This is a genomic window from Acinetobacter sp. UBA1297 (genome assembly GCF_002307755.1).
Classification (GTDB): Bacteria; Pseudomonadota; Gammaproteobacteria; order Pseudomonadales; family Moraxellaceae; genus Acinetobacter; species Acinetobacter radioresistens.
The window spans coordinates 110,364-123,639 of the sequence record NZ_DBUF01000014.1 but is presented as its reverse complement, the minus strand read 5'-3'; the positions used below and the strand labels follow the sequence as shown (position 1 = coordinate 123,639).

Genomic DNA, 13,276 nt, shown 5'->3' with positions numbered 1-13,276 from the left:
TTTTAATGACTGCTCAATCGGTAATCCTTCCCTTACCTTCTGACCATGCACGTTTTATCAGTTTACGTTTAAAAGATTTGTCAGTGGCTGAGCTTAAGGAGCAAATCGCGCTACTGCATAGTACACGAGACCGTTTGATTACCCAGCACCCTGCTGCACAGATTAAAGCGGCAGTCGCTTTCGGTCCAGAAATATGGCCCCAGCTTTATAAAGAAATGCCTCCTGGCTTTAAACAGCTTGCTCCTCAGCAGGGTACTTTTCAGATGCCGGTGGTACCTGCCGATGTATTCATTCATATTGCCAGCGCACGTGCCGACATCTGTTTTGCCTTGAGCCAGGCATTTTTTGAGGGAATCAAAGACAAGGTTGAGGTGCTGGATGAGCGGATATGTTTTCGCTACTTTGATGGACGTGATATTACCGGCTTTATTGACGGTACTGAAAACCCACAATTTAACGATGACCGTGCAGAGGTTGCGCTTCTGCCTGAAGACAGCGGTGTATTTGCAGATGGATCATTTATTTTTGCCCAGCGTTATGCACATGACCTGGAAAAATGGAAACGTTTAAAAGTAGATACTCAAGAGCAGATCATGGGCCGTACCAAACTTGAGTCTATTGAACTGGATGATGAGGTAAAACCTGAGAATGCGCATATAGCACGTACCGTGGTAGAAGATGAAAATGGTGAAGAAATGGAGATTCTTCGTCATAGTCTCCCATATGGTGATGGGAAAGGTGATCAGGGTCTTTTCTTTATTGCGTATACTAAAGATCTTAACATTATCGATCTCATGCTGAACCGTATGTTTGGAAGCAGTAGTGATGGTATTCATGACCGTTTATTACACTTTGTCACTCCACTTGATGGGGCATATTACTTTGTGCCTAGTGCAGAATTACTTGAAGTGATATTAGAGAGTTAAAAAACTGAAGGGTATATTTTTAAAGCTCTAGAGTGTTTTAGAGCTTTCTTATATTTTTATAATATGATATTTAGAATTTATAAATTTAACTATATTCGTTATGATATTTACTAAAAATAACTATATCTTTAACTTAATAATTAATTTATCTTCTTATAAAGAGTTTAATTAAAAACCTAAAAATAAGTAACTTATTTTTTCTATACTCATTATTTATATTAGATCTCTTCCATAAATCAAAAAATGATTTTCTTTATGACTATGACATCCATCTATAATTTTTAATTATTGATGTTATAAATTGGGCGCATTTTAATGCAAGATCACCGTAATCGTCCAGCTTTGGGATTAAAGTCTTTTTTATTGAATAATAAAAAAGGAGCCGAAGCTCCTTGAATTTACTTAAAGTTAAAAAGGAATTCTTTTATAGCGACGATATTCCGGTTTCCAGAAGTTCTCTTCAATACACTTCTGTAAGAGCTCATCATTAATGAGAGGAGCAACTTCAGCTTCCATAGCTGCTTTCGCAACTTTAAAAGCAATGATTTTAGAAACCTTTTGAATCTCATCAATACTCGGCAATAAGTCTGCCTCTGGATCAATTAACATAGGTGAACAATCTGCCAGGGCATTACTCGAAGCCATAAGCATGCTATCTGTAATCCGGGTGGCGCCACAGGCAATTACACCTAAACCAATACCTGGAAAAATATATGAGTTATTACACTGGGAAATCTCATAAATTTTGCCATGATAATTGACCGGTGCAAACGGGCTACCGGTTGCAATTAAAGCTTTCCCCTCTGTCCACTGGATAATATCGGCGGGTACAGCCTCAACCTGAGAAGTTGGATTAGAAAGTGGCATTACAATTGGACGCTCACAATGCGCATGCATAGTTTTAATAATTTCTTTAGTAAATAGTCCGGGCTGCCCAGATACTCCAATCAATACACTTGGCTGAGCATTCCTGACCACATCCAGCAGAGAGATAACTTCACCCATATCAGCCCAGTCGGCAATGATATCTGCACGCTGCGCCAGTTTACGCTGGAAATCCCGCAGATTTGGCTGGTTTTCAGTAATCAGGCCAAAACGATCGACCATATAAACACGTGCTCGTGCTTCGGTATCAGTTAAACCTTCCGCAACCATTTGTGCCACAATCTGCTCAGCAATACCGCAACCGGCTGAGCCTGCACCCAGGAATGCCACAACCTGATCTTTAAGCTGCTTGCCAGCAGCACGGCTGGCTGCTATCAGGCTTCCTACTGATACTGCTGCAGTTCCTTGAATATCATCATTAAAACAGCAGATTTTGTTGCGGTAAGTCTGCAATATTGGCATTGCATTATTCTGGGCAAAATCTTCAAACTGAATTAAGGCTTTTGGCCAGCGGCGTTTAATGGCATTAATCACCTGATCAATAAAGGCATAATACTCATCACCAGTAATACGTGGCTGTCGCCATCCCATATAAATCGGGTCATTTAAGAGTTGCTGGTTATTGGTACCCACATCAATGGTAATAGGCAAGGTATAAGCCGGGCTGATTCCGCCACATGCGGTATATAAAGAGAGCTTGCCAATAGGAATCCCCATTCCGCCAATACCCTGATCTCCTAAGCCCAGAATACGTTCGCCATCTGTAATAACGATAACTTTTACATTCTTTTTGCTGACATTCTGCAAGATGTCATCAATATGTTCACGGTCCGGATAAGAAATAAAAATTCCTCGGTGTCGACGATATATGTCAGAAAAACGCTGACAGGCCTCACCCACTGTTGGTGTATAAATTATCGGCATCATCTCACTTAGATGATTCTCGATCAGGTGGTAAAACAAGGTTTCATTAGTGTCTTGGATATTTCGTAAATAAATATGCTTATTGATTGCATCATTAAAAGAAGAGTACTGTTGATAGGAGCGCTGGCTCTGCTCTTCGATACTTTCAATAATATGCGGAATTAAACCGTGCAGATTAAATGTACTGCGTTCTTCTTCGGTAAAGGCAGAACCTTTGTTTAATAGCGGGAGTTCTAATAGGGTGTAGCCAGCATAAGGAATATATAATGGATGCTTGCTTTGCTCTGTGGTCATTTATCTCATACCTATAGACTTGGTCCAGATTGACTAAAATGTAAGGATCTGTCCAGTCTTCAACTTTCATTCACTTGATTTAGCCCTTAGCTTAAGCGTTTTTTATATAAAATGGGTATTTCGAACAGTGATACTGATATTGAGAGTATTTACATAGAGAATAAGAAAGTTATCGAAGACTGGATCTGGTTTTATATTGTCCTGAACAGGATTCTGATGAAACTTTATTTTGTTATACTTCTGTGCTATTTAACTCTCTGAAAATAATAATGACTAATAATAAAGCTCTACTTTTTGATTTTATTGATGATTAGTGTTTTTCTGGCTGCAGATGGCAACTATTGAGCCATTTCAAAAATAAGGGAAGATTTAAGCTCTGTTTTGATCATAAAAGAATTATTAAATTTTGCCCCAAAGGCATAAGAGATATTCATAAAATTACTCTCAATCCATTGGGGCAGCTCAGTGACACATTCTGAAGAATCCAGCAGGTTTATATAAAAAAGAGAAAGTTTAAATTCTTCAAAACAAACCTGAGCAAAATTATATTTTATCTTTTGAGTTCAATGGTCAGATAGCTTATCAAAAGCTGGTTTTCTATTTGTATGAGCAGCAGTGAATAAGTCTAGACTAATAAACTAGAGACTAGACAGATCCGGCTCTTCTCTTACCCGACAATAAAAACTGCCAATCCCTTTGCGCTTTATCATCTTCCAGAAGCGGAATATGTTCAAACAAAAGTCCAAAATAATAAAAATTAATAAAGTCTACTATTCCCGCAACCTTTATACCTTTCATCTTAACCACGCTGAACTGCTAGAAAAACCACTGACCGCACGGAATTAATTAACGCTGAGGTGGAGATGGCGGGGTCATATCAACTAACAGGCCGGCTATACGGCGTACCAGTGGCAATAGGATCAGTACCGCTGGAAATGCAGCCAGCCAAGATAACATCCAGGCACAAAACCAGAGATGAAAGAAATTTTCGACCCAACCTAAACTGCGTAAAAGATTAATCATGGAAATTATTCCACTCATCAGACAGGATAAAATAAGAGGTATTATCCAGGCAGCGCATGCTGCCGGTAGCTTCGGGATACTGCCGATAATGGTCGCACGCGTTTGGTTCATGGCATAACTCTAGGTTTTTAATATAAATTTATAAAATATTTTCCAGATTTCTTGAGGAAAATAAGCAGCATTATAGCATTTCCTGTAATGAAACGGCCAAAGCGCTTTTAATCCCTGTAAATGCACTCCCCCAAGCTGCTGGAAATTTGTTATATTTGCTCTCTTTCCGCGATACTTATTTTTCGACTGATTATGAATACGGCAATACAAGCAGCTCTTGATCATGCAGTACAATCCCTTCAGAACCAAGGGGTACTCCCCACTGAGTGGACCAACAGCAGTAGCCTGACCCGAACCAAAGACCGCAGTCATGGCGATTTCGCATCTAATATTGCCATGATCGGGGCAAAAGCTGCTGGTATGAAGCCGCGTGATCTGGCTGAAAAAATTCTGGCAAACCTGCCTGAAGTGGCTGACATTAGCAAAGCTGAAATTGCTGGTCCGGGCTTTATCAATTTCTTTTTAAATGCTGACCAGCGCTTTGCGGTACTCGACCAGATTCAGGCTCAAAAAGACCAATATGGTCGCACGCAGGTTAATGCTGCGAAAAAAATTCAGGTTGAGTTTGTCTCTGCCAATCCGACATCTAGCCTGCATGTAGGTCATGGCCGTGGTGCTGCTTACGGCATGACCGTCGCTACTTTGCTTGAGGCGACAGGTGCAAAGGTTGATCGTGAATATTATGTCAATGATGCTGGCCGTCAAATGGATATTCTGGCGACCTCTACTTACCTGCGTTATCTTGAACTGTTAGGACAAGATTTAGTTTTTCCTAAAAATGCCTACCAAGGTGACTATGTCAAGGAAATCGCACAGGGCATTATCGACCTGAAAGGTAAAACTTATGTACACCTAGTCGCTGATGTCTATAAAGATGTTCCGGAAGATGTTCAATATGCTGCTGAGCCAGACAGTGAAGGTAATAAAGTCGTTCTCTCTGGTGATAAAGAAAAGCATATTGATGGCCTGATTTTTAATGCCCAGCACTTACTGGGTGAAGGTTATCGAGTGTTTCACCAGGCAGCGCTTAAAGCCATTCTAGATGATATTAAAGATGATCTGGGCGAGTTCGGTGTAACGTTTAATGAATGGTTTAGTGAAGCTTCGCTCACTGAAAAAATTGATGAAGCCCTACAAACCTTGGATCAACGCGGCTTTTTATATGAAAAAGATGGCAACATCTGGTTTAAATCAACCGAATTTGGTGATGAAAAAGACCGTGTAGTAAAACGCCGTAATGGCCAGACCACTTATTTTGCCTCGGATATTGCCTATCATCTCAATAAACTGCAACGCGGTTATACCGACCTGATTGATATCTGGGGTTCAGATCACCATGGTTATATCTCGCGGGTAAAAGCTGCAATTGAGGCAATGGGCTATGACTCAAAGAAACTGACTGTTTTACTGGTACAGTTTGTGAGTTTATGGCGTAGTGGTGAAATGGTTCAGATGTCTTCGCGTTCCGGACAGTTTGTAACCTTGCGTGACCTGCGTAAAGAAGTTGGCAATGACGCAGCACGTTTTTATTATGTAATGCGTAAATCTGAACAGCATATTGACTTTGACCTTGACCTTGCAGTCTCGCAAAGTAAAGATAATGCCGTATATTATATCCAGTATGCGCATGCACGTATCTGCCGTATGCTAGAAAAAGCCGCGAGTAATGGTATTGTTTTGAATGTCTCTACAGCACGTAGCCATGCACCGCGCCTGGAACTTGATGCAGAAACCGAACTGCTGGCCAAGCTGGCGGCTTACCCGGATATTGTGATTCGTGCAGCCAATGTTTATGAGCCGCATCAGGTCGGTAACTACCTGAAGGAATTGGCAGCGCTTTTCCACGGTTGGTATAATGAACATAAAGTACTTGGTGATGATGCTGAACTGACTCAGGCCCGTCTACTACTTTCTGTAAATGTTCAGCAAGTACTTCGTAATGGCCTGGAACTGCTCGGTGTGTCTGCACCGACTACCATGTAAAATAACAAGAGAGGTTTCCACGTGTTTGGAAAAACGCAACGCGGTGTATCTGAACGGTCAACTAAGCCAAAGCAGCCCCTGATTCCGAAATGGTTGGGGACGCTGGTCGCTATATTGGCTGTACTCTGCCTGGCAGTTATATTGATGCTCTGGAAACCGTGGGAACCGGTTAAACCGAAAAACCAGATTACCTCCGAGCACTACCAGGAAGAAACCAACAAGGATTACCGTTTCTATGACTTGCTGCCACAACAGCAGGTTACACCAATTCCTGAACAGGCTATTCCTGAGACCACTAAAGATACTGCACCTGTAGTAATCGTAGAAGCACCTGAACCAGTACAACCTGCCACGCCGGCAGATGCAGTACCAGCAGATGGTAGCCTGGATGTGACTGAAGCGCCTGTACCACGTCAGCCATCGTTTATTTTACAGGTACGCAGTTTTCCAGATCCTGATAGTGCTGATGCACGCCGTGCCGAAATTATCTTGAATGGTCTTTCTGCTGATGTCATCAAAACCACTGAAAATGGCCAAACCTGGTATCGGGTCATTTCTGGGCCGTATGACTCACAGGAAGCTGCTGTCATTGCACAGCAGACTTTACAACATAGTGGTATTGATTCAATTGTGGTAAAACGTTAGACCTGAAAAAATAGAAAAGGATGCGGTCGCATCCTTTTTTATTTATAGCTGATAAATAATAAATACAGTTATACTTGAGCCTGTTCCGGGTCCCGTGCCTTAGCCTGCTGATAAGCGGGACGCACATGAATTCGGGCTAAATATTTCTGTATATTGGGATAATGTCCTTGTAGGCGTGTTGCCATAGCTTCAAGCGGAAAACTCATCTGGATATCAGCAAAACTGAATTGACCCGCGACATACTCATGCTGGCCCAGATACTGCTCCAGAAAAGCAATATGATCTTTTAAGCGTGGCTGAACAAATCCGGCCCGGATACCATCCGTAATCTTATTGGCAAGCGGACGAATCAGAAAAGGGACCCGCTCTCCTACTTTTGAAATCACCAGTTGAAACACCAGTAAAGGCATTAGTGAACCTTCGGCATAATGCATCCAGTAAATATAATCACGCAGAGAAGCAGGATCGGTTGGCTTAAAATGTGATTCTTGATCATACTGGCTTTGCAGGTATTCCAGGATTGCACCAGACTCAGCCAGTACATGACCGTCATCTGTTAAGATAGGGGCTTTACCCAATGGATGAATGGCCTTTAAACTATCTGGGCCGGTATAATCTGGCTGACGGCGATAAAATTCAATCTGATAATCTAGTCCTAACTCTTCTAGAGCCCAAAGAATACGGAACGAACGGGATTGTTCCAGATGATGTAGAGTTAGCATGGTTTTATTCCTGAGTTTATTGTGTTTATAAAAATTAAATTATCAAAACAACAGCAGCTAGCCTATTATTTTATATACTATCACCAGTCATTAGGGGACTTATTTGGCAGGACGCATTTGTCCGGGAACAGGAGGTGCTTCAAGTCGCGGTCCAGCATGACCCTCAACGTTTCCAAAACGGTGATCATGTTTCTCCCATTGCTCACGCGCCTGTCTTATTTCTTCAGAAGTTCGTGCAACCAGATTCCACCACAGGACTATTGGCGTTTCAAATGGTGCGCCGCCTATCAATAAAAGACGGGCATCTTTATTTAATTCAAGTTCAATCTCTTCCAGACCAGGGGGCAATACCAGCATATTTTGTTTATGTAATTCATGGCCGTTCACTTGTGCATTGCCTTCCAGAACAAGAAAACCATATTCAAATTGTGGATTTAAAGTAAAAACCTGCCGACTATCTTCTCTAGCTTTTAAATCAACACCGAGCAACGGACTATAAACCTGTACCGGAGAAGACTGTCCTAGAAATTCACCGACCAGTACAGTACATTGTAGCTGATCCTTTTCGACAACTGGCAACTGAGGATAATGTTCAAATTTAGGTAACATGTTGCGCTGCTCATCAGGTAAGGCAATCCAGAGCTGAGCAGCATGCATCCTGGTCTCTGACTCAGGAGAAACTTCGGTATGGGTAATTCCATATCCTGCTGTCATCAGATTGACTTGTCCCGGCTCAATGAGCTGTTCAGAGCCGATACTATCCCGGTGCATTACCGTTCCTTCAATCATCCAGGTAAAAGTTTGCAGTCCGATATGAGGATGCGGCCCCACCTTCATGCCCTGCCCCGGTTTAAATGTGGCTGGTCCCGCATGATCTAGGAAACACCATGCACCAATCATACGTTTATAACGGCTGGGCAGAGCCCGCTGAATTACAGTACCCTGTCCAATTTCAGCGGTACGGGTAGCTATTTCTTGTAATTGAGTTGCATGTGGCAGTATATGCTCTGCCGGCTCTATAGTTCCGGTCCCTGATTGATTCATCTTTATACTCTTATCATGTTTTATATAAAATCTGCTTGATCTGATTCGGTTATAACGTAAATTTTCTGCATAAAAAAGGACGCGAAAGCGTCCTTTTTAATAAGGGATATTTTAAGCCAGCTAACTAGAGCATTTTAAAACTGATTTATAGAAAACCCTAATAAAATGCTTCAACCTGTAAATAGCCTGTTTATTCCCATTCAATCGTAGCAGGTGGTTTAGATGACACATCATATACCACACGTGATACATCTTTAATTTCATTCATGATACGGGTAGATATACGGTCTACCAGGTCATAAGGCAAATGAGCGAAACGTGCTGTCATAAAGTCAACTGTCTCCACAGCACGCAGTGCAATCACCCATGCATAACGACGGCCATCCCCTACTACACCCACAGATTTGACAGGCTGGAATACAGCAAATGCTTGGGCAGTCTTGTCATACCAGCCACTGGCACGTAATTCCTGCATGAAAATATCATCAGCAAGACGCAGAATATCAGCATATTCCTTTTTCACTTCACCCAGAATACGCACACCAAGGCCCGGGCCCGGGAATGGATGACGATAGATCATGCTATGCGGCAGGCCTAAGGTCGTACCCAATTTACGTACTTCATCCTTAAACAGGTCACGTAACGGTTCAACCAGTTCAAAAGCCAGGTCATCTGGTAAACCGCCTACATTATGATGCGATTTAATCACATGGGCCTTGCCCTGTTTGCTGGCAGCAGATTCAATCACATCTGGATAAATCGTACCTTGTGCCAGGAATTTTACACCGTCGAGCTTACGAGCTTCTTCAGCAAAAACTTCAATAAACTCGCGGCCGATAATTTTACGTTTTTTCTCTGGATCAACTTCGCCTGCCAATGCGCCAAGGAAGCGCTCTTCAGCAGCAGCACGGATTACACGGATTCCCATATTCTGCGCAAACATCTGCATAACCTGATCGCCTTCATTCAGACGTAAAAGGCCATTGTCGACAAATACGCAAGTTAGCTGGTCTCCAATCGCTTTATGCAACAATGCTGCTACAACAGATGAATCTACGCCACCTGAAAGTCCCAGCAATACTTTTTCATTACCAATCTGTTCACGTAACTGTTCTACACGCAAATCGATAATATGTTCTGGAGTCCATAGACCACGACAGCCACAGATCTGATGTACAAAATTGGAAAGTAACTCTGCACCTTTAGAGGTATGTGTTACTTCTGGATGAAACTGGATGCCATAGAAGCGGCGTTCTTCATCAGAAACCATAGCAATTGGACAGCTTGGCGTACTGGCAGTCACACTAAAACCGGCTGGTAGCTGACTCACTTTGTCACCATGGCTCATCCAGACATGCAGCTGGTTTTCACGGTCTTGCAGCTGTCCGATCAGACCGTCGCGAATCAGGATATCTACTTCGGCATAACCGAATTCATGCACCACACCAGGCTCTACCTTGCCACCCAGCTGTTCGCACATGGTTTGTAGACCATAGCAGATTCCCAGTACCGGCACCCCTAGCTCAAAAACCAGTTGTGGTGCACGCGGACTACCTTCTACGTGGACACTTTCAGGACCACCAGACAGAATAATTCCGTTCGGGTTAAAAGCACGAATGTCTTCTTCAGACATGTCATAAGCATACATTTCAGAATATACGCCTGCTTCACGAACACGGCGTGCAATGAGCTGGCTATATTGAGAACCGAAATCCAGAATCAGAATACGGTCTTCAGTAATTTGGGTATTGGTAGTCATGACAAACAACTATGAAAGGCAATCGAAGTAAGCGCGCTATTCTAGCATTTTTTGATGTATTAAGCACATTATTCAGACATATCAATTTTTTAAAATTTTTTGATGATGGGCTTTTTTCATAGCGGAAAAACAGAAAATAGTCCTTAATCTGTTTTTCAAGGATTTATATTGAATGACTCTTCTCTTTCCTCAAGAGTTTATTGATATTTTTGAACTCCCTATATAAATGTATTTTTTTATATTTTGCTGCTGACTTTCAGCATAGGCACTGCTAGGATTTGGTCACCCCGTATGCTTGTTTTTTCCCATGGAACTCCTCGATTTTATCTTACACGTTGACCAGCATTTACTCGAATTTGTCCGCGATTATGGCATATGGATTTATGCAATTTTATTCCTGATTATTTTTGTCGAAACAGGTCTGGTCGTCATGCCCTTCCTACCCGGAGATAGCCTGTTATTTGCAGCCGGTGCAATTGCTGCTTCTACCGGAATGATGGATCCATGGGTACTGGGTATCTTGCTATTTATTGCTGCTGTACTGGGCGATACACTTAATTATCATATTGGTCGGTTAGTGGGCCCCAAAATTTTTGAAATCAACTCGCGTTTTATCAATAAAGAACATCTGTTTAAAACCCAGCGTTTCTTCGAGCGGCATGGCGGTAAAACTGTAATCTTTGCGCGTTTTATTCCTTTTGCCCGGACTTTTGCACCCTTTGTAGCAGGGGCCGGTAGCATGAACTATAAATATTTTCTAAGTTATAACATTGTTGGGGCCTTTTGCTGGGTTGGATCTTTTATTGCATTAGGTTATCTGTTCGGTAACATGCCTATTATTAAAGATAATTTTACCCATCTGATTTTCGGTATTATTATTTTAAGTATTCTGCCTGGTATTATTGGTTTTATCCGGCAAAAAATTATAAATAGACGAACAGTGGCTGAAAAAAGTTAAGTGCTATTACAACTTTTTTATCATCATTTATACCCTATAAATATAGCCGATCTTTTAAAATGATCGGCTATATTAATTTCAAGAACACATCTGCTTTAATTCAGAAAATTAACATTAACAAGGTATTCAAAAAAAATTATAACGGTTCTATAGTACAATATCCGCCATACATCTTTAGAAGATAGACAACTCTATAACAAGAACCTGAGCTGGATAAATATATCTAAATTATGACCGATCATAATACTGAGGATCTATCGCTTTCTGCTTCAAAATAGCGAGACCCTAAATTTAATATATGGCCGATAATTTATAGCAGCCATAGAGGCACAGTCAGTTATAACCTTTTTCTCAAATACCCATACTAAAAAGCAGAGTTATATAAATATTTTAGCTTAGGTGGTAGCACGTTTAACCAGCCGGATCGGACAGTTTTTAAACTGGGCAGCTTGTGCAATAGCTTCTTGTTCACCCAAAAGACGCGCGGTTTCAGTCCGCTTTGTATTTGAGGACTGCCCCATATTTACCGAAACAGATGGCCCGATTCCCCAGCCGCCACGGCTGCCCCAACCACCTCCAATTCCTACACCTAAACCTACACCTGTACGTGTAGCAGGTGTTACGCCCTGATCGAGATATTGTTGAATACGGTTATATTCACTCTGCAATTGCTGGCAGTTTAATGCCTGATATTGAGTGGGAGAAACATAGCTGGGTTTTACAGGGGTTGCACAGGCACTTAATAACAAAGCCGATACAGCAACCACAGAGAAATAGATTCTTTTCATTGAGAATTCCGGACTCAAAGCTTGTCTCTTTATTAAACAATCTGTCTACCAACCGGGTCAAATCATATTCAGTAAGAAATTCATAATGAGATGGGATGGCTTATATACGTGCTGATTCAATTACAAAGAAAATCTCTGAAATGAGCTCCTTTAACCGGTCTATAAATCAACCCGACCGCTACTCAAGCTGTATATAGCGTGCTAAAAGTTTGGCTTAATGGTCACGAGTAAAATAATGGCAATAAAAGCAAATAAACCAATGGCCAAACCGGCTCGACGCTGTACTAACAATATAGAATCATCCTTGCGGAAAGCCTTCATGAGCGAGGAAAACAGAACGATAAACAGAATAATCTTGGCATAAAACCAAGGCTGTACCATAAACTGATTCATCACTAATAAAATAATACCTGTTAAAATGATCAGGCTAAAGGATAAGTGCTGTAGTGCGACCAGTATCTTACGTCCGATGGGGTTTGGCTGGTTGCCCTGTGTTCCGATAAACAGGGTCAGGCCACGCAGCACAAAAACAATCAGAGCTAGTGTGGCACTGCTCATATGTATAATTTTTAAGAACAGATGAGTATCCATGTATAATTTATACTCTTGTTAAACTTTAGGCGCATGGGCGCATTCAGGGCTTGCAGGTGCAATCCCCGGCCATTCAGTCGGTAAGTAAGCATGAATAGCCAAGGCATGGATATTGCCAGGACTCATCAAATCTGCCGTCAGAGCATAAATTTTCTGATGACGCTGTACCAATCGCAGGCCAATAAAAGACTCACTGACAATAATAACTTTAAAGTGTGTTTCTTTACCCGGGAAATAACCGCCATGACTTGAAGATTCATTAACTACCTCAAGATGAGTAGGTGACAAAGTCTGTAATCGTTCAATCAGTTGCTGTTCTAGGCTCATAACTAGTCCTCTGAGTGATTATTGGAGTGGAATTGAAGTATACGTGTTCCTCAGCCAGCTTACCTTAGTAAAATCTTTATGTTTTACATCTTTTTATAGTTATACCTCGATATAAAACCAACTACCTTGTGCTGAATGGCAAGGCAAACAGGCTAAAAGATGATAAAAGTTGAATTTAAATAGCTTAAAATGATTTTATTTTATGCAATCAGTTCAATATTCTGTAGAAAAATGTTGACCGGTATCTTCCATAATGTATTATAAGCGGCACGCGGGAATAGCTCAGTTGGTAGAGC

Annotated in this window: 11 protein-coding genes and 1 pseudogene; 4 read left to right on the top strand and 8 right to left on the bottom strand. The window is 41.6% G+C overall.

Translation table 11 applies throughout. From position 1 onward, the window contains the following. Nucleotides 1-5 precede the first annotated feature (5 nt). Entirely contained in the window at nucleotides 6-926 is a 921-nt protein-coding gene (locus tag B3R63_RS06815) for a Dyp-type peroxidase (RefSeq protein WP_151985028.1), read from the top strand. Between the two features lie 408 nt (nucleotides 927-1,334). On the opposite strand, the gene B3R63_RS06810 is transcribed toward B3R63_RS06815, so the two are convergent. Next, entirely contained in the window at nucleotides 1,335-3,029 is a 1,695-nt protein-coding gene (locus B3R63_RS06810) for an NAD-dependent malic enzyme (protein WP_151985026.1), read from the bottom strand. An 846-nt stretch (nucleotides 3,030-3,875) separates the two neighbouring features. Beyond that, entirely contained in the window at nucleotides 3,876-4,163 is a 288-nt protein-coding gene (locus B3R63_RS06805; RefSeq protein ID WP_138000397.1) for a DUF2798 domain-containing protein, read from the bottom strand. A gap of 192 nt (nucleotides 4,164-4,355) precedes the next feature. On the opposite strand from B3R63_RS06805, the gene argS reads away from it, so the two are divergent. Next, nucleotides 4,356-6,146 (top strand): arginine--tRNA ligase, encoded by a 1,791-nt coding sequence (argS, locus tag B3R63_RS06800; protein WP_151984787.1) that lies wholly within the window; start codon nucleotides 4,356-4,358, stop codon nucleotides 6,144-6,146. A gap of 21 nt (nucleotides 6,147-6,167) precedes the next feature. After that, on the top strand, nucleotides 6,168-6,791 hold the full coding sequence (locus B3R63_RS06795; protein WP_005017344.1) for an SPOR domain-containing protein: 624 nt from the start codon (nucleotides 6,168-6,170) through the stop codon (nucleotides 6,789-6,791). 68 nt (nucleotides 6,792-6,859) lie between these two features. On the opposite strand, the gene B3R63_RS06790 is transcribed toward B3R63_RS06795, so the two are convergent. The 3 genes and pseudogenes from B3R63_RS06790 to guaA all read right to left on the bottom strand — a co-directional run bounded on the left by B3R63_RS06790 (nucleotide 6,860) and on the right by guaA (nucleotide 10,316). Further along, nucleotides 6,860-7,513 (bottom strand): glutathione S-transferase, encoded by a 654-nt coding sequence (locus tag B3R63_RS06790; protein ID WP_005404732.1) that lies wholly within the window; start codon nucleotides 7,511-7,513, stop codon nucleotides 6,860-6,862. 99 nt (nucleotides 7,514-7,612) lie between these two features. After that, nucleotides 7,613-8,494: pseudogene (locus tag B3R63_RS06785) on the bottom strand (pirin family protein); the annotation flags it as partial. Between the two features lie 253 nt (nucleotides 8,495-8,747). Further along, complete coding sequence (gene guaA, locus B3R63_RS06780) at nucleotides 8,748-10,316, bottom strand: glutamine-hydrolyzing GMP synthase (RefSeq protein WP_005017353.1); 1,569 nt, start codon at nucleotides 10,314-10,316, stop codon at nucleotides 8,748-8,750. A gap of 307 nt (nucleotides 10,317-10,623) precedes the next feature. Between guaA and B3R63_RS06775 the strand changes: the two genes are divergently transcribed. Then, nucleotides 10,624-11,274 carry a DedA family protein gene (locus B3R63_RS06775; protein WP_151984782.1) on the top strand — a complete coding sequence of 217 codons (651 nt, stop codon included), beginning with the start codon at nucleotides 10,624-10,626 and terminating at the stop codon, nucleotides 11,272-11,274. A gap of 395 nt (nucleotides 11,275-11,669) precedes the next feature. Here the strand turns inward: B3R63_RS06775 and B3R63_RS06770 are convergent, their stop codons facing one another. From B3R63_RS06770 to B3R63_RS06760, 3 genes are all read right to left on the bottom strand, one after another. Beyond that, the gene (locus tag B3R63_RS06770; RefSeq protein WP_151984780.1) at nucleotides 11,670-12,062 is read right to left on the bottom strand and encodes a hypothetical protein; all 393 of its coding nucleotides are present in this window, start codon (nucleotides 12,060-12,062) and stop codon (nucleotides 11,670-11,672) included. 201 nt (nucleotides 12,063-12,263) lie between these two features. Next, nucleotides 12,264-12,653 carry a SirB2 family protein gene (locus B3R63_RS06765; RefSeq protein ID WP_005405841.1) on the bottom strand — a complete coding sequence of 130 codons (390 nt, stop codon included), beginning with the start codon at nucleotides 12,651-12,653 and terminating at the stop codon, nucleotides 12,264-12,266. Between the two features lie 18 nt (nucleotides 12,654-12,671). After that, nucleotides 12,672-12,980 (bottom strand): BolA family protein, encoded by a 309-nt coding sequence (locus tag B3R63_RS06760; RefSeq protein WP_005017362.1) that lies wholly within the window; start codon nucleotides 12,978-12,980, stop codon nucleotides 12,672-12,674. Nucleotides 12,981-13,276 lie beyond the last annotated feature (296 nt).